This window comes from Pseudomonas alkylphenolica, assembly GCF_004025535.1.
Lineage (GTDB): Bacteria > Pseudomonadota > Gammaproteobacteria > Pseudomonadales > Pseudomonadaceae > Aquipseudomonas > Aquipseudomonas alkylphenolica_A.
On record NZ_QJRG01000049.1, the window covers coordinates 599057 to 622181 of the forward strand.

Sequence of the window (23125 nt, forward strand, 5' to 3'; positions counted from 1 at the left end):
ATTCGCGCAGGAGGAATACCCGTGAACAGTTCCCTGTTGAGCCTGGCCGGCCTGACACTAGGTTTGCTGGCAAGTCTGCCGCTGCAGGCCGCGCCAGCGGACGAGCCATTGCAACTGGCCGCCTCGCCGAACAACCCGTACAACAGCCCGGTCATGCGTGCCAATCCCAACAGCCGCCAGGGCAGCGTGCAGCCTACGCCGCCGGTGCGTGGTCCTTCGACCCAACCCGTCCCGCGCCAACCGACTGTCGAAAATCGCGGCATCGGCAACGGCCAGCCCCTGAACCGGGAGCAGTCGACACCGAAGCTGGACCCCACCCGGCCACCCCGCGATTCAACCCGCATGCCTTGATGGCCACGCTCTCCCTGGAAGGAAAAGCTGATGACCCCACGTACCTGGATTCCCACCCTGTTGGCCGCAGCGCTGCTGCCGTTGCTGGCCCATGCCGCGCCCGAGCAGGCTTTCAAAAGCGAGGAGGGCAGCCTCAAGGTCAGTACCCTGGCGGAGGGTCTGGACCACCCCTGGGGCTTGGCGTTCCTGCCCGAAGGCCGGGGCATCCTGGTCACCGAGCGCCCCGGCAACCTGCGGCTCATCAGCGCCGAAGGCAAGGTCGGGGCACCGCTGGGCGGGGTTCCTGAGGTGTGGGCCAAAGGCCAGGGCGGGCTGCTTGATGTGGTGCTTTCGCCGACCTTCAAGCAGGACCGCATGGTGTACCTGAGCTATGCCGAAGGTGGTGGCGAGGACGGCAAGGCCGGTACCGCCGTGGGGCGCGGGCGCTTGTCCAGCGACATGGCCAAGCTGGAAGACTTCAACGTGATCTTCCGCCAGCAGCCGAAGCTGTCCACCGGCAATCACTTTGGCTCGCGCCTGGTGTTCGACCGCGACGGTTACCTGTTCATCGCCCTGGGCGAGAATAATCAGCGCGAGACGTCGCAAGACCTGGACAAGCTGCAAGGCAAGGTGGTGCGACTCCTGCCGGACGGCACGGTGCCGAAGGACAACCCTTTTGTCGGGCAGAACAATGTGCGCCCGGAAATCTGGTCGTTTGGCCACCGCAACCAGCAGGGGGCAGCGCTCAACCCGTGGACGGGGGAACTGTGGACCGACGAACACGGCCCCCGTGGCGGCGATGAAATCAATATTCCCAAACCGGGCAAGAACTACGGTTGGCCGATCGCCACCCATGGCATCAACTACTCGCTGCTGCCGATTCCCGAAGCCCGGGGTGAGCACGTCGACGGTATGGTCGACCCGCACCATGTCTGGGAAAAGTCACCGGCCATCAGTGGCATGGCCTTCTATGACAACCCGCGCTTCAAGGCCTGGGACCACAACCTGTTCATTGGCGCGCTGGCCAGTCAGGAGCTGATCCGTCTGGAGCTGGACGGTGACAAGGTGGTTCACGAAGAACGTTTGCTCGGTGAACTGGGGCAGCGTATCCGCGATGTACGGGTGGGGCCCGATGGCTACCTGTATGTACTGACCGATGCCGACGATGGCGCGTTGTTGAAGGTCGGGCTGGCGCAATAGGGGCAACGTCGACTTAACTTCAGTCAGCGCCTTCAGGATCGAAACGCTCCTTGTCCCCTGAACCAGGAGGCCTGACATGAATACATTGCAACTTCTAGTGGGTGTAGCGCTGGCTGCAGTCGGCGGCTGTTTCGGCAACCCGGTGATTTACCACGATCAACCCCTGGTGGCGCACGTGGAAAACGGAATGAGCAAACGTCAGGTTCTCGAACTGGGAGGCCCGCCGCTCAAGACCACCCAGCGCACCGAGCACCCCGGTACCTGCAACGACTACCGGTTCCGCCACAACGGCCAGTCCCAGCCGTACCTGGTCAGCTTCGACAGCAACGACCGGGTGGACCACAAGGACTTTTTCACCTGCGCCGACTGGGAAGCGGAACAGAAGAACGCCAAGATCCCGTTCTACATGGACCCGGGGTATGGACGCGTGCAGTCAGGCCGATAGCACCGCCTAGTCCTGCAGGCTGAACTCGGCGACACCGGCACTGATGCGTTGTGCGGTCTGGCGCATCAGCTCCAGCAGCTTGCTGCGGTCGCTGAGTTCGAAACGGCTGGTCGAGGCGACCAGTGCGAGCGCGGCGCAATTCTCCTTGCTGGAGAACTTCACTGGCACCGCCAACGAGGAGATGCCTGCCTCCAGCTCACCGCTGGACGCGTAATAGCCCTCTCGACGGATAACCTGCATGGCCTGCTGGAAATCCTCAAAGCCCTCGCCCAGACCGGCAGCACTAATTTCTGCCGTGTGCCGGTCGTACAGCGCGCGCAGTTTCTTCGGCGGATAGTGGGCGATGATCACCTTGGGGGCACCGCCGAGGAACAGCGGCCGTGGCCGGCCGCGCCCGTAGTTCAGTTGCACGTCGCGCTCGGGGCGCTCGTGGTGCAGGTCGAGGAAAAAATCGCCGTCCATGCGCGACAGCACGCAGCGGCATTCGGTTTTCTCCACCAGTTCGCGCATCAGCGGAATGCTCAGGCCCAGCAGCGGGTCGGTGGTGCGGATGATGTAGTCCAGCAACGCGATGCGTGGGCCCAGGGCGTAATAGCCGCCATTGAGGCGCTGCAGCAGGCCGGCCTGCATCAGCTCCTTGAGGTAGCGATAGCCCGTTGGCGTTGAACAGCCAAGCGCCTCGACGATGGCATCAGCCTCCCATACCGGCCGTTCGCTGGTGAACACGTCGAGTACCGACAACATGCGGTTCAGGCTGGACATACGGGCTCTCGGGTAAAAAGAGCCCATTGTAGCGCGTGCACGGCTGGCGACCAGTCAGCTGGCACTCATCAGTGTGTGCATGCGCTGTTCCCACTCGACGCGAGAACAGAATCCGGGCAGGCGTCGGGCATGGGCCTCGACCGCCGCGAGCAGCTCGTCCTCCGGTAGCTCCAGGTTGACCGGCACCTTCATCGGCTGGCTGACATACCAGGGCGTATCGAAAAACAACTCAAGGCGGTTGCCCTCCGGATCGCGGACGTAGAACGAGATCGCGTTGCCGTGGGTAATGGCGTCGATATCGCGTGCACCCAGCTCGACGAAGCGTCGATACACCGTGCGTAACGTGGCCAGCGAATCGGCGGCCAGTGAAATCTGGTTGATCGGGTTGTAGTCCAGGGTCGCCGGGCGGCCGCTGGCCAGCACGATCTGGTGGTGGGTGCGCGGGTCGCGGCTGAGGAATACCAGCTGTACCGGGCCGGCGGCGCCTTGCAGGCTGCCGCGGTCGGTCACCGTGAAGCCCAGCACGGCGGTGTAGAAGGCCTCCATCGCTGCCAGGTCGTGAACGTAGATGCCCATGTGGTTGAACGAAAGACCGCTATCAATGCTCATTTTTATCACCATGCGATAATAGTTGACATGAATCTATTTGATTGCCAGTCTTTAGGCAACAAATTATCGCATAGTGATAAAACGGAGTAGTTTGAAGTGAAATTTCTCAGCTTTGTTGTTGCCAATCAAACCAGCTACGGCTACCTCGCCGACGACGGTATCGTCGACCTCGGCCGCCGCCTCGCCGGCCGCGCCGATGACCTGCGCACCTTGCTGGCACAGCCCGACCCGGTCGCGCTGGCGCTGGAAGTGGGCGGTGCCGCTGACCATCGCCTGCAGGATGTGACCCTGCTGCCGGTGATCCCCAATCCAGAGCAGATCTTCTGCGTCGGCCTGAACTACGCCGACCACGTTGCTGAAACCAATCGCCAGAGCACCGAACAACCGATGATTTTCCTGCGTGTGCCTGCCTCCCAGGTCGGTCATGGCCAGCCGTTGCTGCGGCCACGCGAGTCCGAGCGCTTCGACTACGAAGGGGAAATTGCCGTGATTATCGGTAAGCCAGGCCGACGCATCAGCGAAGCGGATTCCTGGGACCACATCGCCGGCTACGCCTGCTACAACGACGGCTCGGTACGTGACTGGCAGTTGCACACGGCGCAGTGGGGGCCGGGTAAAAACTTCTACCGCACCGGTGGCTTCGGTCCATGGATGGTCACCGCCGACGAAATCGGCCCGGATGAAGAAATGACACTGGTCACCCGGGTCAATGGCGTCGAACTGCAGCGCGCTTCCACCCGCCAGCTGATCCACAGCATCCCCAAGCTGATCGCCTACCTCTCCACGATCACCCCGCTGGCGCCTGGCGATGTGATCGTCACCGGCACGCCGGGCGGCATTGGTCTCAAACGCACGCCGCCACTGTTCCTCAAGCCGGGCGACACCGTCGAAATCGATGTCGACCGAATCGGCACCCTGGTCAACGGTGTGGCCGACGACTGAGCCCGACAGGACCCGGGCCCGCCGTTGGCGGGCCCCGCAGTGAAGAGACGACGATGAACAATAAAAATCCTCTCAGCGAGCAGAACCCGGCGATCTATGACGTCGCCATCGTGGGCTGTGGCCCGACCGGTGCGGTGCTGGCCAACCTGTTGGCCGAATGCGGCCACAGCGTGCTGGTGCTGGAGCGCGAGGCCGGCATTCTGCAGTTACCGCGCGCCATTCGCTTCGATGCCGAGTGCATGCGCGTGTTTCAATCCATCGGCCTGCTGCAGCGCCTGAGCGAGCAGGTCAGTGCAGCCCCGGGCATGAAGTTCGTCAACGCTGCCGGCGAGTTGCTGATCGAATGGCAACGGCCGGTAGCGCTCGGCAGCCATGGCTGGAGCGCCTGCTACCGGGTGCATCAGCCCGATCTCGAACACGCCCTGCGTGAGCGGCTGCAGGAACGACCGGGGGTGCAGCTACTCACGCGCCATGATGTCTTCGCCCTGACCGAGCACGCCGATCACGTCGCGCTCAGTTACGAGAACATGCGCAACGGCGAGCTGCTGACCAGCCGCGCGCGTTATGTGATCGGCTGCGACGGTGCGCGCTCGCTGGTTCGCCGGCTGATGGGCAGTGCCCTGGAAGACCTGCAGCTGCATGAGCGCTGGCTGGTGATCGACTTCATGCTCAAGCGCCCCCTGCCTGAGCTGGGCGACTACTCCATCCAGTATTGCGACCCGCAGCGCCCGAGCACCTACATCTGCGGTGCCGGTCAACGCCGGCGCTGGGAAGTGATGGTGATGCCCGGTGACGATCTTGCGCAGATCAACACGCCGGAATGGATCTGGGCGTGCCTGTCGCGCTGGATCGGTCCGGCGGACGCAGAGATCGAGCGTTCGGCGGTGTACATGTTCCACTCCGTGGTCGCGCAGCAATGGCGACGCGGGCGGCTGCTGATTGCCGGCGATGCGGCGCATCAGACCCCGCCGTTCATGGGGCAGGGCATGGCGGCGGGCATTCGCGATGCGGCCAACCTTGCCTGGAAGTTGCGCGCGGTGCTGGCGGGCGAGGCGGACGACGCACTGCTGGACAGCTACGCCTCCGAACGGATCCCCCACGTCCGCGAATTCATCGAAGGCGCGGTGCGCTTTGGCGATATCATCCAGGCCACCGACAGCGAGGCCGTGGCCGCGCGGGATGCGAGCCTGAGTTGCGCCATCGAAAACTTCCGTACCCCGGAGCCGGCGCTTGGCCCCGGTGCCCACGATGGCGCGCCCGAAGGCGTCGCCGGGCAGGTGACACCCCAGTTCCGCCTGGCCGACGGCAGCCTGATGGATGACGTCACCGGTTACCGCTACCTGTTGCTGTGCCGGCTTGAAACCCTGGCGCTGGCCTGCGATCTGGCCGACGCGTCGGTAAGCTGCCGGGCAGCCGACGATCCGGCCATGCGCGCCTGGCTCGACAGCCTCGGCGCCTGCGCCGCCCTGATCCGCCCGGACCGCTATCTGCATGGCCTGGCACACACTGAAACCGACCTGGAACCGCTGCTGTTGCGGGCGTTTCCCTTGACCCCGGGCAATAGCGAACCGCTGCGCTCGAACTGCGCCTGAGGCGCCCGGCGGGAGGTGACTCCCGCCAAGCTACCGACCACTACAAGAACAATATGCATGCCTTGAGCATGCCGGAGTGCCTATCATGCAAAGCCTCGATCAGGCTGCCTCGCAAGAGGTGCCAGGTGTAACGCTGCCGTCTTCGGTCAGCGCCGAACAGGTCATGTCGCGGGTTTCCCGCCGACTGCTCGGTTTCCTCTTCCTGCTGTTCATGTTTTCTTTTCTCGACCGCATCAACATCGGCTTCGCCGGCGCGGCGATGAGCCGTGACCTGGGTTTGAGCGCAGCGGCGTTCGGCTTGGCCAACACGGTGTTTTACGCGGTGTACATCGCCTGTGGCATACCCAGCAACCTGATGCTCGAACGCATCGGCGCGCGGCGCTGGATCGCCGTGCTGGTGGTGGCCTGGGGCATCGCTTCTACCTGCACGATGTTTGCCCGCGATGAAACCAGCCTGTATGTGTTGCGGATGCTGGTGGGCATCACCGAGGCGGGCTTCCTGCCGGGCATGTTGCTGTACATCAGCCGCTGGTTCCCCAGTGAGTACCGCTCGCGCGCCAATGCCCTGTTCATGATCGCCATGCCGGTTACTGCCACCCTCGGATCGATCGTCTCGGGCTTCCTGCTTGAACTTAACGGCACTTTTGGCTTGCACGGCTGGCAATGGCTGTTCATGGTCGAGGGCCTGCCGTGTGTGGTGCTCGGCATGATCGCCTGGTATCGCCTGGACGATTCACCGGAGCGTGCGCGCTGGCTCAGCACCGAAGAGAAGCAGGTGCTGGCCGCGCTGATGGCGCGTGATCGTGAGGTGGCAACGCGCAATGGCGGTGGCGTTGCCAGCGGTCGTTGGCTCACGGCAGGCACTATGCGCCTGGCATTGATCTACTTCTGCATGGTCACCAGCATGGGCATGGTGAATATCTGGGGGCCGCAGATGATCGCCGGATTCAGCGCCGGCGCGGGCAACGTGGTCACCGGGTTCCTTGTTGCCGTTCCGCAGGTCGTCACGGTGTTCGCCATGCTCTGGCTGGGATCGCATTCGGACCGCCTGCGCGAGCGCCGCTGGCACACCTTCGCGCCGCTGGCGATCGGCGCCGTGGGCTGGCTGGCGGCAGCCTTCCTGCACAGCCCGGCGCTGCAGTTGCTCGGCATCAGCCTGGCTTCGGCAGGTGCCTTCGGTGCCATGACGGTGTTCTGGGCCTTTGCCGACCAGAATCTGTCGTCGTCGGCCAAGGTGGTGGGCATCGCCTTCATCAACGCGTTTGGCAACGCGGCGACCATTGTCAGTTCGCTGATGGTCGGGATACTCAAGGACCACACCCAGAGCTTCGTGTCGGGTATCTGCTACGCCGCCGTGCTGCTGGCCATCGGCGCCGTGCTGGTGATCAGAGGCGCACACGTCCGCCGAGCCACGCTCAACGCCTGACTCACGCTTCATAGACCCGCTGCGGCAGCCACTGCCGTGGCGCGACCTTTCACGTCTGCAGAAGAACAAAAGCCATGACCAGACTGACGCTTTCGCTCCTCGCTTTGCTGGCCCACCTGGCGCTGCCCTGTGCGCAGGCCGGGGACTTTCTCACCGACAGCAGCGGCAAGCTGCTGGTGCGCAATTATTACTTCGACCGCGATTTTCGCAGTGGCAGCGGCCAATCCCAGGCCCAGGAATGGGCGCAGGGCTTTCTGCTCAAAGTGCAGTCCGGCTATACCCCGGGCACCTTCGGCTTCGGGCTGGATGCCAGCGCGATGGCCGGCTTCAAGCTCGATTCGTCGCCTGACCGCGTCGGCACCGGCCTGATCCCGTACAGCCCGACCACCCGCGAGCCGAATGACAGCTTTGCCGAGGCGGGGCTGACCGCCAAGTTCAAGGTCTCGAAAACCGAGCTCAAGGTGGGGCAGGTCGACCCGATGTTACCGGTGATCCTGCCGGTGATGTCGCGGCTGTTCCCGCCGACCTTTCGTGGTGTCGACCTGAGTTCGCGTGACATCGAGGGGCTGACGCTGCGTGCCGGCCGGATCGACCGCATCAACCTGCGCGACTCGACCAACTGGCAGCCCTTGCAGGTCTCCAGCCAGTTCGGTCGCTTCACGGCGGGGGCCGAGTCCAAGGAGTTCCTCTATGCGGGGGGCGACTGGGCGTTCGATCAGGGCGCAACCTTCAGCTACTACCGGGCGCAGCTAAGCGACATCTACCAGCAGGACTACCTGGGGCTGCTGAAAAGTATTGCGGTGGGGCCCGGCACGCTCAAGGTCGACCTTCGCTTTCATGCCAGCCGTGAAGATGGCGAGGCCCGGGCCGGTCGCGTAGACAACCGCGCCTACCAGTACAACCTGTCCTATGCCCTGGCGGGGCACACCCTGGCGTTTGGACAGATGCACATGAGTGGCGACACGGCCTTGCCCTATCTCGCCGGCACCGACGTCAACGTCATTACCGAAGGATCGCTGGTATCGGAGTTCAGCAACCCCAAGGAACGTACCTGGCAGGCGCGCTATCAGTACGACTTTGCCGCGGCGGGGATTCCCGGTTTGAGCGCGTTGTATCGTTACATTGATGGCCGCAACGTGCACTTTTCCGGCGCCGGTGGTGACAACGACGAGACCGAGCGCTCCTGGGAGCTGGCCTACGTCATCCAGTCGGGGCCGGCAAAGGGCCTCGGGCTGCGTTACCGACAGGGGCATTACACCAGCAACTACTTTCGTGACGTCGATGAACAGCGGGTGAACATCGACTACACGGTTATGCTGTTCTGATCGGCACGCTAGGGCCGCAGGACGTCGCGGCAGCCCTGCTCATGGCTGATGACCATGCGCCGATGGGCGATACGCCAGCCGTTTGGCGTCGCTACCCAGCGGTCCTGGTATTCGGCCAGTGATTCATAGGTCAGGTCCTGCAGGCTGCCGGCGCCGCGATGCGCGGCGCGGACGTACACGCGACTCTCGACCGCCGCGTCACTGACTTCGACCAGCAGATTGCCAAGCAAGTGTTGCGAAGGTCCGCAGCCTTCCAGGTGCACACGAATCATGGCGACAATCGGCTCGCGGCCTTGCAGGCGGTTCAGGCCGCCATAGTCGGCGGTTGCCGCTTCTATAAACACCTCATTCAGCGCGGACCAGTCGCGCTGGTCGCAGGCGCGAGCGTAGCGGGAAAGGACCACATTGAGCTCGCGCTCAAGCAGCAGCTGTTTGATGTCCATCGTGCCTCCCTTTTTTGATCTTGCGGTTTGACGGTTCAACCCAGCAAATGCCCGCTCAGGTCGCCAATCATGTCCAGCTGCGAATAATCACGAAAACTGAAGCGCCACACCCCGTCGACACGCTCGAACTCATCAAGGTAACGCCCGCCGGCGATGGCTTGCAGGGGCAGGGTATCGGTGGCCTGGAATACCGTGTAGCAGGAGCGGACCGTCGCGGTTCCCGCCACTTCGTTGATGTCGATGAGGGGGTTGCTGATGACGTGGCGGGTGCGCGGTGTGCCACAGGGGTAGAGTTTGATGCGTTGCTGCCAGATGCCCAGCAGCGTGGTGTGATCAATCGGTTCCGGGGTTTGGACCTTGATGCGGGCATGTGCAAACAGCCGCGAGGCTTCGATCAGTTGGCCGCGGTCCAGGCATTCGGCGTAACGGTAGAGCAGGTTGCAGATCTGCACGGCGCTGGTGCTCATGGCGATCCTCAAAAAAAAGCCGCTGGAACCTGTAAAGATTGCAGCGGCGAGGCGGGAAAGGATCAGGCCGTGACGGCCCGGACCGGTGCCAGGTGAGGCGCGGGGTTCTTCATCTGCTGACGATAACGCGGTAGCGCCAACGCCAGGAAAATACTCGCCAAGGCCAGCAGCGACACGGAGGCGGCGAGGGCATAGCGCAGTGATTCACCGCCCAGGCGCGGTACAAAAAAGTCACTGAGCATACCTACCAGCAGCGGTCCGACACCGACGCCGAGCAAGGTCATGGACATGACGAAAATTGACGTCGCCTGGGCCAGCCGGGTGGCCGGGAACAGGTGGGTAATGGCGCTCAGGCAAGGCGTTGCCCACCACACGCCGAGGAAGGCGAAGCCGCTGTAGAACAGGAAGGCTTGCGGCACGGCGGTGTCGCCGATGTTGAACGCGGTGCCCTGTGGCCAGAGGAAGTAGGCCAGCGCGAACGGAATGCTCAGCAGTGTGCCCAGCAACGGTACGCCGATCTGCCAGCCGGCGTCACGCCGCGCCATGCGGTCGGTGACAATGCCGCAGGTCAGGGTGCCGACAGTCGCTCCGGTGCCGCCGACCACGCCTACTAGAAAACCTGCCTGTTGCAGGTTGAGGCCGTGCGAGCGAATCAGGAAGCTCGGGCTCCAGGTGCCGATGGCGTAACCGGCAATCGCCGCTGCGCCACCGGTCAGTACCAGCCACAGGAACGACGGCATGCGAAACAGCTCGACCAGGGTTTTCGCCCAGCCGTCCTGCTGCACCGCGACCATGCCCAGTGGCGCCACCGGCCTGGGCGAACGCACGGTCAGCAACAGCAGCAAACCGAGGAAAATGCCCGGTGCACCGATCAACAGGAACGCATAGCGCCAGCCGTGGTGCTGGGCAATCCAGCCGCCCAGGCCCAGGCCGACGATCGCGCCCAGGCTGGAGCCGAGCATCAGCACCGAGAGGGCCGTGGAGCGGCGATTGGCCGGGTACAGGTCCGATACCATGGCCACCGACGGCGCGGTGCCGCCGGCTTCACCGACCGCCACGCCAATGCGCGCCAGTACCAGGGTAAGGAAGTTGCCGGCCATGCCGCAGAGCATGGTCATCACGCTCCAGGCGATGCAGCTGAAAGCGATCACCGGCTTGCGCCCGATGCGGTCCGACAGGCGCCCCATCGGGAAGCCGAACACGGTATAGAACACGGCGAAGGTCACCCCTGACAGCAGACCGATGCCGGTATCGGAAATACCGAACTCGAGTTTCACCGGTTCGATCAGGATCGCCATCAACTGACGGTCGATGTAGTTGAACACATAGATGCTGGCGAGCACGAAAAGCGCGTAGTGCGTTCGCCAGGTCACGGCGGTGGGTTGGGTCACTGCGGGTACTCCCGTTTTTGTTCTAGTTGTCGCGATGCTCGGCGGGTCACCGGCTTTTTTCATCGTCCGTTCAGACCATCTTTGCAGCTTTGGGCAAACCATTGCCAACCTAGTCTTGACGGACGATGTTTCGCCTTCGCTCAACGTCAATCATTCAGCCCATTCGCTGGTATGTCAGCACCTGCCCGCACCACGGCAAGCCCTGCGCCAGCCTGAAAATAAAAAGAAGCTGAGGATCTGAAATGAGCGTCTTGTTCGAGCCGGTCGCCCTGGGCGAGCTGCAACTGGCCAACCGCATCGTCATGGCTCCCATGACGCGCAGTCGCGCTCTTGCCGATGCAGTGCCCGGCAGCGACATGGTCGAGTACTACCGTCAGCGTGCCAGCGCCGGCCTGATCGTCGCCGAGGGCACTGCACCTTCCGCCAGCGGCCTGGGCTATTGCCGCACCCCGGGCATCTACAGCAGCGAACAGATCGAGCACTGGCAGCGGGTCACCCAGGCGGTGCATGCCGAGGGTGGGCGCATCGTCCTGCAACTGATGCACGTGGGGCGCGCCGCCAGCCAGCACAATAAGCCGGCCGGGGCTGCGACCGTGGCACCCTCGGCGCTGCGTGCGCGCACCCAGGTGTTCAGTGATGCCGTGGGCCTGGTCGACACCGACGAGCCCCAGGCGCTGACCTTGCAAGGCATTCACGAGGTCATCGAAGACTATCGCCAGGCGGCATTGAATGCGCGCCTGGCCGGTTTCGACGGTGTCGAGCTGCATTGCACCAGCGGTTACCTGCCGATGCAGTTCATGGCCTCCGGCAGCAATCAGCGCAGCGATGCCTACGGCGGCGATGTGACCGGGCGGGTGCGTTTTGCCAAGGAAGTGATCGAGGCCCTGGCCGCTGCCATCGGTGCCGGACGGGTCGGTTTTCGCCTGTGTCCCGGCAACCCCTACAACGACATCGACGACCGCGACCCGGCGGGTACGGCAGCGGCGCTGTGTGAAGCCGTGGCGCCGTTGAACCTGGCTTACCTGCACATCATGCGTTCACCCCTGGCTGACCTGGATGCCTTCGCCCTGGCGCGTCGGCACAGCCCTCATGCGTTGATTCTCAACGATGGTTTCGACGGCCCTTCGGCCAGTGCCGCACTCGCGTCGGGCGAGGGGGCAGCTGTGTCGTTCGGTCGTCATTTTATTGCCAACCCCGATCTGGTGGAGCGCCTGAAACGTGGCCTGCCGCTCAGTGGCTTTGACCGCAAGACCCTGTATACGCCGGGCGCGGCGGGCTACTCGGATTACCCCACCCATCCCGTCAACACCCAAGAGGCGGCGCAATGAACCTGAATGACTTGAACGGCGTTCTGCCGACCCGCGCGGTGCCACGGGAACAGACCCAGGCGCTCCTCGACCGGCGCTCGGTCGCCGCCGGCCTGATCAAGCCACGCGACCTCTACACCCTGGCCGACCGCCTGGAGCAACAGGCTCGCGAGCAGGGTGAGCGGCCGTTCCTGATCTACAGCGAGCAGGTGCTCAGTTACGCCGAGGTCGATGCCCGCGCCAACCAGATGGCCCATACGTTTTATGCCAATGGCCTGCGCGCGGGCGATGTCTGTGCCCTGGCCATGGAAAACCGCCCGGCGTTCTTTTGTGCCTGGTTCGGCCTGGTCAAGCTCGGGGTGGTGGTGGCCTTCATCAATACCCAGATCAGTGGCCGACCACTGCTGCATGCCCTGCAAACCACCGATGCCAAGGCCTTGGTCGTCGGCGAAGAATGCCTGGCCAATGTCCAGGCCACCGAAGGCTTTCCGGCGCTGCCGTGCTGGTTGATACGTGACGCGGAAAACCCCTGGGCCGGCGCGCTGCCCAAAGGCATCGACGGGCACTTCGATACGCGCCTGGACAACGCCCCGCGCACCACGTTCCCGCGTGATATCCGTGCGCACATCGAGGCGCAGACGCCGACCTTGCTGATCTTCACCTCGGGCACCACCGGCTTGCCCAAGGCTGCGCGCTACAGCCACATGCGCTGGATGTCCTCCGGCGACGTGATGGAGTGCACCCTGCAGGTCACCCACGCCGATGTGTTCTATTGCTGCCTGCCGCTGTACCACGGTGCGGCCGCCACCTCGGTAACCTCAACCGCGCTGCGCGCCGGGGCGGCCATCGTCGTGCGCCGCAAGTTCAGCGTGCGCGAGTTCTGGAACGATGTGGCACGTCACCAGATCAGCATCTTCCAGTACATCGGCGAAATCTGTCGCTACCTGCTCAACCAGCCGCTACGGGCAAACGAGCGCGAACACAGCCTGCGCTGCATGCTCGGTGCCGGGCTGTCACCAGACACCTGGCAGCGCTGGCTGGACCGTTTCGGGCCGATCCAGGTGTTCGAGGGCTGGGGCGCCACCGAGGCGAACGCCGCGATCATCAACGTCGACAACCACTTTGGCTCATGCGGCCGCGTGCCGGACTGGAACAAGACCAACGTGCGGCTGGTGCGCTACGACATCGAGAACGACTGCCACCCGCGTGACGAAAACGGCTTCTACCAGCTCTGCAACGTCGGTGAGGTGGGCGAGGCCATGGGCTTTATCGTCGATCACCCGGACATCGGCGCCGGGCGCTTCGAGGGCTACACCTCGGCCGACGCCACCGAGAGCAAGATCCGCCGCAACGTGCTGCGCGAGGGTGACGCCTACTGGAGTTCCGGTGACCTGCTGCGCGAAGACGCCGACGGTTACTGCTACTTCGTCGACCGCATCGGCGACACCTATCGCTGGAAGAGCGAGAACGTATCGACCCAGGAAGTGGCCGACGCCTTGGGCGACCTGCCGGGCCTGGAACTGATCAACGTCTACGGCGTTCAGGTGCCCGGGCATGAAGGGCGTGCCGGCATGGCGGCGGTGTTGATGCAGGCGGACCGGCCGTTCGATCCGGACGCGCTGTACGCCCTGACCGAGGCGCGCCTGCCTCGCTATGCGGCCCCGGTGTTCGTGCGCGTTACCCGGTCGGCCGACCTGACCGCCAGTTTCAAGTTGCGCAAGGTTGACCTGCAGCGCGAGGGCTATTGCCCGTCACGTTGCAGCGATCCCTTGTTCATCCGCGACGAGCAATCCCGATCCTATGTGCCGTATTCGGCAGAGGTCCTGACGCGAGCCGGCTTGACGCCTTTCGCGGTGGCCAGCCATGACTGACCTCGACGCGAACGGTCACGAGCTGCGCGACGGCCTGCGCTATCCGTGGGTGCAGGCGCCCGATGCCGGTGCGGTACTTAAAGTGGCCCCCGGCGTGTTCTGGCTGCGCATGCCACTGCCGTTTCGCCTGGACCACATCAACCTCTACCTGCTGCGTCACACCGACGGCTGGGTGGTGGTCGACACCGGCATGAACCTCGATCAGACCCGCAAGGTCTGGGACCAGGTACTGACCCAGGTGTGTGACGGGCTGCCGCTGCTGGCGGTGGTCTGCACCCACTTTCACTCCGACCATGCCGGGGTGGCCGCCTGGCTGTCGGAGCGCTTCCACTGCCCGGTATACATGACCACCGGCGAGTTCCAGTCGTTGCACGTCAAGTTTCCCGCCGATCAGCCACCGGGCTGGGACTTTCTCGACTTCTATCGCAAGGCCGGGGTGGCGGACGAACAAAGCGTCGAGATGTTCGGGGTGATGAGCAACGCGCACTTCCTGCCGGCGCCGCTGAACCATTACCGCCGCCTGCAAGACGGCAGTGTCCTGGAAATCGGTGGCCGCAGCTGGCAGGTGGTCGTCGGCCGTGGCCATTCGCCGGAGCACGCGTGCCTGTATGCCGCCGATGACGGCTTGCTGATCTCCGGCGACCAGGTGCTGCCGCGCATCACGTCCACGGTTGGCGTGCATGCCACCGAACCCCTGGCCAACCCGCTGCATGACTGGCTCGGCTCCATCGAGCGGCTGCGCAGCTTGCCCGACAGCGTATTGGTGCTGCCGGCGCACGAGCGGCCATTTTTCAATTTGCATCAGCGCCTGGATCAACTGGAGGCGCATCACCGGGCGCACCTGGCGCTGATGCTGGCCAGCTGTGACGAGCCGCGCACTGCGCTCGAACTGATGGCCGTTTTGTTTACCAGGTTGTCGGGTCGTTTCGACGAACTGATGGCGCTGGGCGAAACGTTGGCGCACGCCAACTACCTGGTGGCCGAAGGGTCGCTGGTGCGGGAAGAGCACCAGGGGCGATATCGCTTCCGGTGCGCTGTAAGGGGAGCGTGCGCGGCTACACCGCTCAAGGTGTTTTAAGCGGGCGTCACGGCAGCAGTGTTGAACATTCCGGGCAGCCAACCGGTTGCCCTACAGGAGAGACAGTGTGATCAACAAAAACAACAATAATTCTACGGTCATGGTTTCGAGCGTATTTCGGGTCAGCAGCCTGGCGGCAGCGATTGCGCTGGTGTCCACGCCGGTCTGGGCCGGAGATACGATCGAGTTCGACAATGGTCTGACCATGGATTGGTCGGTAACGACCAGCTACGGCATCGGTGTGCGCACCGGCAGCCAGAGCGACCGCTTGTTGGGCAACGCCAACGCCGACGATGCCGACCGCAACTTCGATCGCGGCAGCCTGACCACCAACCGCGTGGGCGCGCTGGGCGAACTGATCCTGCGCAAGGACAACTACGGCGCCGTGGTGCGCGGCAGTACCTTCTACGACGATGTCTACCACAAGGACAACGACAACGATTCACCCCGCACGGTGAACAAGGAAGGGCGCAACGACGAGTTCACCAGCGATACCAAATACTACAGCGGCGGACGTACCCGCCTGCTCGATGCCTATGTGTTCGGCGGCTGGCGCTTCGACAACGCGACCATGCTCGACGTCAAGGCCGGGCGGCACATCGAGTCCTGGGGCGAGAGCCTGTATTACCCGGGTGTCAACGGCGTACAGAACCCGTCCGACGCCGTGAAAGCCTCGCAGCCGGGGGTTGAGGTCAAGGAAGTGCTGTTGCCGGTAGGCCAGTTCTCCGGGGTGTACCGCATCAACCCGAGCCTGAGCTTCGGCGCCTACGTTCAATATGAATGGAAGGGGACTGAGCTGCCGCCAGTGGGCAGCTACCTGTCGGGCAGCGACGTGGTCGGGCCGGGTCGCGAGTTCATCTACGCCAACGGCCAGAAGGTGCTCTACCGTGGCACCGACGAACCGAGCGATGGCGGCCAGTGGGGCGTGCAGGTGCGTTACCGCCCGGTGCCGGCACTCGAACTGTCGCTGTTTCACGTCAACTACCACGACAAAAACCCGGCCACCGCCCTGATCGGCTATGACCCGGTGGCCGTCGGCGGTGGCCTCAATGCCATGGTCATGAACGGCTATCGGATCAAGTACTTCGAAGACATCAAGCTGACCGGTATCAGCGCCTCGACCAAGATCGGTGATGTTCAGGTCGGCGGCGAATGGTCGTACCGCGACGGTGCACCGGTGATGGTCAACACCGCCCTGGGCGCAGTACCGGCCAAAGGCAAGGGCCAGCAGATGCAGCTGTCGGCGATGCGCATCCTCGGTGATCGTCCCTGGGCGCAACAGACCACCCTGACCGCCGAAGTCATCCGCGTGCAGGTAGACAGCGTCGAATCCGCCTCGGCCGCGCCGAACCTGCAAGGTCTTAACCTGATTCCTCAAGTGGCTCCATTGGTGGCGTCTTCCGATGACTATACCTACAAAACCAGCGCCGGCTGGCGCACCAAATCCTCCAGTGCCTACACCGTGGGCGCATCGTTCAGTTATCCGGGCGTTTTCCAAGGCTGGGATCTGGAAGTCCCCCTCAGTTTCTCCAACGTCTTCAGCGGATCGACACCCATGGCCGGCAGCATCTCCGGCGTGGCCGGCGACCGACGCCTGAGCGTGGGCACCACCTTCAAGTACCTGGGCAACCTCGAAACCAGCTTGAAGTACATCGCCTACCTGGGTGAAGCGGACCCGATCAAGCGGCCGTTCGCCGATCGCGACTACGCCACGTTCTCGATGAAATACAGCTTCTGATCGACCACGCACAAGCCGGGTCGCGTTCACGCGCCCGGACCTTCTACAGCAACTGAACAGCGTCGAAGCGCAGCGCTTCGACCGGGAGGCACTATGGGGCTCAAAGGGCATGCGGCCATTGTTGGCACCGCGCAATACAAACCGGAAAAATACTCGACGGCGCCGAAGATGTTCCACCTGGAGCAAGTCGCCGACCTGGCGGCCCAGGCCCTGCGTGACGCCGGACTGAAAGCCTCGGACCTCGACGGGTTGGTGATCAACGGCCCGCATTTTCACGAAGCCTCGGTGTTCGTGCCGGCGATGGCTGCCGAGTACCTGGGTTTGCGCCTGAATTTTGCCGAAGTGGTGGACCTGGGCGGCTGCACGTCGGTGGGCATGGTCTGGCGCGCTGCCGCTGCGATCGAACTGGGCCTGTGCCAGGCGGTACTGTGCGTGATCCCCGCACGCATGGCGCCGTTCGGCCCCGATGAAGACCCCAGCTGGATGGCCCGCTCCATGCGCTACGGTGGCCACAGCACGGCATTTGGCGCACCGGAAGCCGAGTTCGACCTGCCTTACGGGCACATGGGCCAGAACACCGGCTACGCGATGATCGCCCAACGCTACGCCGCGCAGTACGACTACGACCAGCGCGCAATGGCCAAGATCGCCGTCGACCAGCGCACCAACGCCCTGGCCAACCCGCAAGCCATGTTCTTCGGCCAGCCGCTGACCATCGAGCAGGTGCTGGCGAGCAAGATGGTTGCCGACCCGCTGCACGTCCTCGAGATCGTCATGCCGGTGGCCGGTGGCGCCGCGATGATCATCACCAGCAAGGAAGTGGCGGCGCGCTGCCGCAAGCGTCCGGCATTCATTACCGGTTTTGGCGAGCACCTGGCGTTCAAGTCGCCTTCCTACGCCCAGGACATGATCAACACGCCGATCGGCCCTGCGTCGGAGCGGGCCTTCGCCATGGCCGGGCTCAAGCCCAAAGACGTCGATGCGGCGCAGATCTACGACTGCTACACCATCACCACCTTGCTGACCCTGGAAGACGCCGGTTTCTGTGGCAAAGGCGAAGGCATGGCGTTCGTGCGCGAGCACGACCTGACCTTCCGTGGCGATTTCCCGATGAACACCCACGGCGGCCAACTGAGTTTCGGCCAGTCGGCCTCGGCCGGCGGCATGAGCCAGGTGATCGAAGCGGTAACGCAGATCGCAGGTGCCGCCGGTGAGCGGCAGCTGGGGCGCTGCGACAGCGTCTACGTCTCCGGTACCGGTGGCGTGATGAGCGAGCAGGGCGCATTGATTCTTCAGGGAGCATAAGCACATGTCCAACAACAAACCGATGCCGGTCGCGACGCAGATCTCCGCACCGTTCTGGGAGGGCCTGAAGGCTCGCCGCCTGTTGATCCAGCAATGCAACGCCTGCAATCACTGGAACTTCTACCCGCGCCGGCACTGCACGGCGTGCCTGGAGCATGACCTGGCCTGGCGCGAAGTCGACGGCGCGGCGACGCTGTACAGCTACACTGTAACGCGCATTGCCACCTTGCCCGACTTCATGGACGAAATGCCGCAGAAACTGGCGGTGGTCGAGCTGGCCCAGGGGGTGCGGATCAACACCAACCTGGTCGGCCTTGCCGAAGACGAAATCCGCATTGGCATGCCGCTGCAACCGGTGTTCGCCGAGGTCGATGCCAAGGGCAACCGTCTGCTGCGCTTTACCGGTGTCGACAAGGATGCGGCGAGCCTCGAGCTGCCGCCCGCACAAGAAAGCGAACCGCTGCCCGAGGCCTCGCAGCAACCAGCTGCCCGACAGATCGACCTCAACGACGGCCCGGCCTTGCAGACCCTGGTCAGCGAGCAGTTCAGCGACTGGAGCAATGTTGTGGTGGTCGATCAGGCCTTGATTGATACCTTTGCGCAGTTGTCGGGTGACGATTACTGGATCCACACCGACCCGGAGCGGGCACGCCTGCAAAGCCCGTTTGGCGGCACTATTGCCCACGGCGCGCTGGTGCAAGTGCTGCAGTCACGGATGAAACTGGCGCTGGGTTTCGAGATCACCGGTTTCAGCACCCAGATCAACTACGGCTCCGACCGCCTGCGTTTCCCGGCGCCGGTTCCTGCCGGCTCGCGCATTCATTCGCGGGCACGGGTGAAAAAGGCCGAGATCTCGGCGCGTGGTACCCAGTTGACCCTGGAACTGAACACGCACGTGGTCGGCCAGGACCGGCCGTCGGTGATCAACGACCTGGTCATCCTTTACCTCGCCTGATCACCGTTTAGCGACCAACGGCACGGCGGTGTAGCCAATACACCGCAGTGTCTGCAGCGCCTGCAGGCAACCGCGGGCGGCGACCCGCCGTGCCTGCGAACAACGCTACCACAGCATCTCGACGCGTTCGCCAGCCCCGCTCCAGCCGCTGCGCCATTTACGCCATCGCATAAGCCATTTGGACGATGTAGCACCCCGTCCTTGCGCTGACTATGCCCCCAAGAGGCAACGCCCGGTTCGCTTGCCTCGCATGCTTTGGCGCCTGACAAGAACAAGAGGATTGGCCCTATGACTTGCCCTATGCACGCGTGCCCCGAACAGGAGCGTTGCCCATGCGCTCGATAATCGGTTACCTGGTTTGCCTGGTGGTCGCCCTGACTATTGGCTACACCTTTTCGCCCAAAGTGGCGCCTCAGGCCGAAGTGCTGGCCACGCGTCCGGACCGGGTGCAGATCAACGGCCTGCTCAATCTCGGCGCGCGAGTGGTTGCCGTGGGGGAGCGCGGCAGCATTCTGCTCAGTGACGACCAGGGCGTCAGCTGGCAAGCCGCCAGCGTCGCCACCCAGCGCAACGCCACCCTGACCGCCGTGCTGGCCCTGGACGACAAGCGCTTGCTCGCCGTCGGCCACGATGGCTGGATCCTGCGCTCCCTGGACGCCGGCAGCAGCTGGCAGGAAATGCGCTATGACGGCGACCTGGGTGAACCACTGCTGGGCATCTGGACCGGAGGCGGTGACAAAGTCCTGGCCTTCGGCAGTTTCGGCAAGTTCTACCAGTCCACCGATGCCGGGCAGAGCTGGGCACCGCAAACCCTGGACATCGACAGCGCGCACCTGAACAGCATGGCCGGCGGCAGCGACGGCAGGCGCATGCTGGTTGGCGAGCAGGGCCTGGTGCTGCGCACCGATGATGCCGGTAAACACTGGCATACCTTGCCGGCGTTCTACAGCGGCTCGCTGTTCGGCATCGTGCGCCTGAGTGCCGACAACTGGGTGACCTACGGCATGCGTGGGCATGTGTTCGTCAGCCACGACTTTGGCGACAGCTGGACCCAGATCAACGTCGGCAACCAACTGCCACTGTACGGCCATGTGGTGCTGCCCGATCACACCGGGCTGGTTATCGTCGGCGCCGGCAGCTCGGTGGTGCGCCTGGATGCGCAAGGCGAGCTGGTCGGGGTCGGTCGGCTGGCCGGGCTCGGTACCCTGACCTCGGCGACGATGGTCGGCTCACGCCTGCTGGTCGGTGGCGAGCGCGGGGTATTGCAAGGTTCAAGTGGCAGCGCTGCTGCTCTAGCGGCCACACAGGCCACCCAGTAATAGAGAGGCAGGTAATGAATCAAGGAAAACACTGGGTAACGCGCGGCGTCCTGATCTGCGCCGATTACCTGATGGCCTGGCGCAAAGGGTTGATGGTGCTGTTTGTCCTGACCACTCTGGGCCTGGGCTACAGCGCCACCCACACGCAACTGGATCCGGGCTTCAACAAACAGATTCCGGTGACCCATGCGTACATGGTCAACTTTCTCAAGTTCAGCCGCTACTTCACCGGTGCCAACCGGCTGTTGGTCAGCGTGCACTGGAAGGGTGAGGGCGACATCTACAACGCCGAGTACCTCGAAACCCTGCGCAAAGTCACTGACGATGTGTTTTTCATCTCCGGGGTCAGTCGTCCCAGCGTGACGTCGCTGTTTACCGCCAACGTGCGTTACATCGAGATCACCGAGGAAGGTTTCTTCGGTGACGTGGTGGTGCCGCCGCGCTTCAGCGGCACCGCCGAAGACCTGGCGCAGGTACGCAGCAATACTGCGGCTTCCGGCCAGGTGGGGCGTCTGGTGGCCAATGACCTGAAATCGGCGATGGTGCGTGCCGACCTGCAGGACACCGACCCGGTGACCGGCAAGCCGGTGTCCTACGTAGAGATCGCCAAGCGCCTGGAAGACATCCGCGCCAAGTACAACAGCGATGACATCGAGATCAATATCGTCGGTTTCGCCAAGCTGGTGGGCGATGTCGTCGAAGGGCTCAATACGGTGATCGGCTTCTTTGTCATCGCCTTCGTGATCACCGGGTTGCTGCTGTGGCTGTATTCGCGTTCCCTGCGCCTGACCGTGGTGGCGCTGGTGGTGGCATTGCTCCCGGTGGTCTGGCTGCTGGGCCTGTTGCCGTTGCTGGGGTTGGGCATTGATCCGATGTCGATCCTGGTGCCGTTCCTGATCTTCTCCATCGGCGTGTCCCATGCGGTGCAGATGACCAATGCCTGGAAGCAGGATGTCCTGGCCGGCAGCACGTCCCGGGAAGCGGCACACTCGGCGTTCTGCAAGATCTTCATCCCCGGTTCCCTGGCCTTGCTGATGAACGCCCTGGGCTTCGCGGTGATCATGCTGATCGATATTCCCATCGTTCACGAACTTGGGGTGACCGCGTGCATCGGCGTGATGTTGATGATCATCACCAACAAGCTGATGTTGCCGATCATCATTTCCTACCTGCGGCTGGAGCCAGGTCTGCTGCGCCGCGCACAATCGCGGCCTGCGGGCAAGCACCGGCTGTGGTGGCGGCTGTCGGCGCTGGCCGAACCGGGGCCGGCGCTCGGGGTGTTTGCCATCAGCCTGTTGCTGCTGGTGGCCGGTGCCTACAAGGCGCGCGACCTGGCCGTAGGCGATATCGGTGCGGGCGCGCCGGAACTGCGGGCCGACTCGCGCTACAACCAGGACAACGCCAAGATCATCAGCAGTTACGCCATCGGCCTCGATGTGATGTCGGTATTCGTCCAGGTCAAAGGCGTCGACGAAGGCTGCCTGTCGCCGGCGGTGATGCGTGCGGTGGAAGCCTTCGATTTCCGCATGCGCACGGTGTCGGGCGTGCAGTCGATCCAGAGCGTGGCGGACATGGGCAAGCGGGTGATTGCCGGTAACAACGAAGGCAACCCGCGCTGGGCGGCGATTCCCGGTTCTGCCCGTGGCCTCAGCCAGGGTGCGCGGGCCTATATCCCGGATGACGGCCTGGTGACCGACGGCTGCCAGCAGATGCAGATCCTGGTGTTTCTCACCGACCACGAAGGCAGCACCGTCAGCCACGCGATCAGCGAGGCGAAGCGGATCATTGCCGAGGTCAACTCGCCGCAAGTCGAGTTCCTGCTGGCTGGCGGCAACGTCGGGGTGATGGCAGCGTCCAACGAAGCGGTGAAACGCGCTGAAGTCATCATGCTCGGGGCGCTGTTTGGCTCGGTAGCGCTGTTTTGCTGGCTGACGTTCCTGTCGATTCGCGCCGTGCTGTGCATTCTGGTGCCGCTGGCGATCGTCGCGATCCTCTGCAACGCACTGATGACCCTGCTGGGGATCGGCCTGAAAGTTGCGACCTTGCCGGTGATGGCGCTGGGCGTGGGGGTAGGGGTCGATTACGGCATCTACCTGTACGAACGCATCCAGCATGAAATGCTGCGCGGTGCCAACCTGCGCGAAGCCTTCTACGAAGCCATGTGCCAGCGTGGCACGGCGGCGGTGTTCACGGCCGTGACCATGTCCATTGGCGTTTGCACCTGGGCGTTTGCACCGCTGAAGTTCCAGGCCGACATGGGGGTGCTGCTGTCGTTCATGTTCCTGGTCAACGTGCTGGGGGCGATCTTCCTCCTGCCAGCGCTGGCCGCCTGGTTCAATCGCGGGCGACCGCTGGTCAGCGAACGGGTACGCCAACCCGCCGCCGCACAGGGCCAGTTCCGGCTGAAAAACAGCCCGGCGTCGCGTGATACGAACCAGTAAAAAATAAACCCGCCGGGCCTATTGTGGCCGGCGACAAGGATAGGGAAACTGATGCGCGAGCCCCCATGCGGGGCTCGCGGGCACGTTGCAGTCAAGAGGGTGAACCCTGAGTTCGCCCCAGCCGAAATTATAAAAATAATAAGGGAAGGGCACCGTCCTTACCCGTGCGAGGAGAAGAC

At 63.7% G+C, this 23125-nt stretch carries 20 protein-coding genes; 15 read left to right on the plus strand and 5 right to left on the minus strand.

Features of this window, described 5'->3' with window-relative positions; genetic code table 11:
• Positions 1-21 precede the first annotated feature (21 nt).
• From DM813_RS26375 to osmE, 3 genes are all read left to right on the plus strand, one after another.
• On the plus strand, positions 22-351 hold the full coding sequence (locus DM813_RS26375; protein ID WP_128326321.1) for a hypothetical protein: 330 nt from the start codon (positions 22-24) through the stop codon (positions 349-351).
• Between the two features lie 30 nt (positions 352-381).
• Complete coding sequence (locus DM813_RS26380) at positions 382-1530, plus strand: PQQ-dependent sugar dehydrogenase (protein ID WP_128326322.1); 1149 nt, start codon at positions 382-384, stop codon at positions 1528-1530.
• 76 nt (positions 1531-1606) lie between these two features.
• On the plus strand, positions 1607-1975 hold the full coding sequence (gene osmE, locus DM813_RS26385) for an osmotically-inducible lipoprotein OsmE (RefSeq protein WP_128326323.1): 369 nt from the start codon (positions 1607-1609) through the stop codon (positions 1973-1975).
• A 6-nt stretch (positions 1976-1981) separates the two neighbouring features.
• Here the strand turns inward: osmE and DM813_RS26390 are convergent, their stop codons facing one another.
• Together DM813_RS26390 and DM813_RS26395 are read right to left on the minus strand one after the other, a co-directional pair.
• Positions 1982-2737 (minus strand): IclR family transcriptional regulator, encoded by a 756-nt coding sequence (locus DM813_RS26390; protein ID WP_164897298.1) that lies wholly within the window; start codon positions 2735-2737, stop codon positions 1982-1984.
• Positions 2738-2791: 54 nt separating this feature from the next.
• Positions 2792-3346 (minus strand): VOC family protein, encoded by a 555-nt coding sequence (locus tag DM813_RS26395; RefSeq protein WP_128326325.1) that lies wholly within the window; start codon positions 3344-3346, stop codon positions 2792-2794.
• A 96-nt stretch (positions 3347-3442) separates the two neighbouring features.
• Between DM813_RS26395 and DM813_RS26400 the strand changes: the two genes are divergently transcribed.
• From DM813_RS26400 to DM813_RS26415, 4 genes are all read left to right on the plus strand, one after another.
• Positions 3443-4288 carry a fumarylacetoacetate hydrolase family protein gene (locus DM813_RS26400; protein ID WP_128326326.1) on the plus strand — a complete coding sequence of 282 codons (846 nt, stop codon included), beginning with the start codon at positions 3443-3445 and terminating at the stop codon, positions 4286-4288.
• Between the two features lie 53 nt (positions 4289-4341).
• Positions 4342-5880, plus strand: a complete 1539-nt coding sequence (locus DM813_RS26405) for a bifunctional 3-(3-hydroxy-phenyl)propionate/3-hydroxycinnamic acid hydroxylase (protein WP_206617432.1) — start codon at positions 4342-4344, stop codon at positions 5878-5880.
• Positions 5881-5965: 85 nt separating this feature from the next.
• Entirely contained in the window at positions 5966-7306 is a 1341-nt protein-coding gene (locus tag DM813_RS26410; protein ID WP_128326327.1) for an MFS transporter, read from the plus strand.
• Positions 7307-7380: 74 nt separating this feature from the next.
• Positions 7381-8631: an OprD family porin gene (locus DM813_RS26415; RefSeq protein ID WP_128326328.1), complete on the plus strand. Its 1251-nt coding sequence runs from the start codon at positions 7381-7383 to the stop codon at positions 8629-8631.
• Between the two features lie 8 nt (positions 8632-8639).
• Here the strand turns inward: DM813_RS26415 and DM813_RS26420 are convergent, their stop codons facing one another.
• The 3 genes from DM813_RS26420 to DM813_RS26430 form a co-directional block, all read right to left on the minus strand.
• A complete protein-coding gene (locus tag DM813_RS26420) occupies positions 8640-9074 on the minus strand; it encodes a nuclear transport factor 2 family protein (protein ID WP_128326329.1) in 435 nt (144 codons plus the stop codon).
• A 35-nt stretch (positions 9075-9109) separates the two neighbouring features.
• The gene (locus tag DM813_RS26425; protein ID WP_128326330.1) at positions 9110-9541 is read right to left on the minus strand and encodes a nuclear transport factor 2 family protein; all 432 of its coding nucleotides are present in this window, start codon (positions 9539-9541) and stop codon (positions 9110-9112) included.
• A gap of 62 nt (positions 9542-9603) precedes the next feature.
• Positions 9604-10932, minus strand: a complete 1329-nt coding sequence (locus DM813_RS26430; protein WP_128326331.1) for a spinster family MFS transporter — start codon at positions 10930-10932, stop codon at positions 9604-9606.
• A gap of 242 nt (positions 10933-11174) precedes the next feature.
• Between DM813_RS26430 and DM813_RS26435 the strand changes: the two genes are divergently transcribed.
• The 8 genes from DM813_RS26435 (at position 11175) to DM813_RS26470 (ending at position 22946) form a co-directional block, all read left to right on the plus strand.
• On the plus strand, positions 11175-12260 hold the full coding sequence (locus tag DM813_RS26435) for an alkene reductase (protein ID WP_128326332.1): 1086 nt from the start codon (positions 11175-11177) through the stop codon (positions 12258-12260).
• Complete coding sequence (locus DM813_RS26440) at positions 12257-14110, plus strand: long-chain-acyl-CoA synthetase (protein ID WP_128326333.1); 1854 nt, start codon at positions 12257-12259, stop codon at positions 14108-14110. The genes DM813_RS26435 and DM813_RS26440 overlap by 4 nt, the downstream gene beginning before the upstream one ends.
• Positions 14103-15188: an MBL fold metallo-hydrolase gene (locus DM813_RS26445; protein WP_128326334.1), complete on the plus strand. Its 1086-nt coding sequence runs from the start codon at positions 14103-14105 to the stop codon at positions 15186-15188. The genes DM813_RS26440 and DM813_RS26445 overlap by 8 nt, the downstream gene beginning before the upstream one ends.
• A 67-nt stretch (positions 15189-15255) precedes the next feature.
• On the plus strand, positions 15256-16926 hold the full coding sequence (locus DM813_RS26450) for a DUF1302 domain-containing protein (RefSeq protein WP_128326335.1): 1671 nt from the start codon (positions 15256-15258) through the stop codon (positions 16924-16926).
• 93 nt (positions 16927-17019) lie between these two features.
• On the plus strand, positions 17020-18231 hold the full coding sequence (locus tag DM813_RS26455; RefSeq protein ID WP_128326336.1) for a thiolase family protein: 1212 nt from the start codon (positions 17020-17022) through the stop codon (positions 18229-18231).
• 4 nt (positions 18232-18235) lie between these two features.
• Positions 18236-19186: an OB-fold domain-containing protein gene (locus DM813_RS26460; RefSeq protein WP_128326337.1), complete on the plus strand. Its 951-nt coding sequence runs from the start codon at positions 18236-18238 to the stop codon at positions 19184-19186.
• 332 nt (positions 19187-19518) lie between these two features.
• Positions 19519-20505, plus strand: coding sequence for a WD40/YVTN/BNR-like repeat-containing protein (locus DM813_RS26465; RefSeq protein WP_128326338.1), 987 nt, complete (start codon positions 19519-19521; stop codon positions 20503-20505).
• Between the two features lie 14 nt (positions 20506-20519).
• Positions 20520-22946, plus strand: a complete 2427-nt coding sequence (locus DM813_RS26470) for an efflux RND transporter permease subunit (RefSeq protein WP_128326339.1) — start codon at positions 20520-20522, stop codon at positions 22944-22946.
• Positions 22947-23125: the final 179 nt, after the last annotated feature.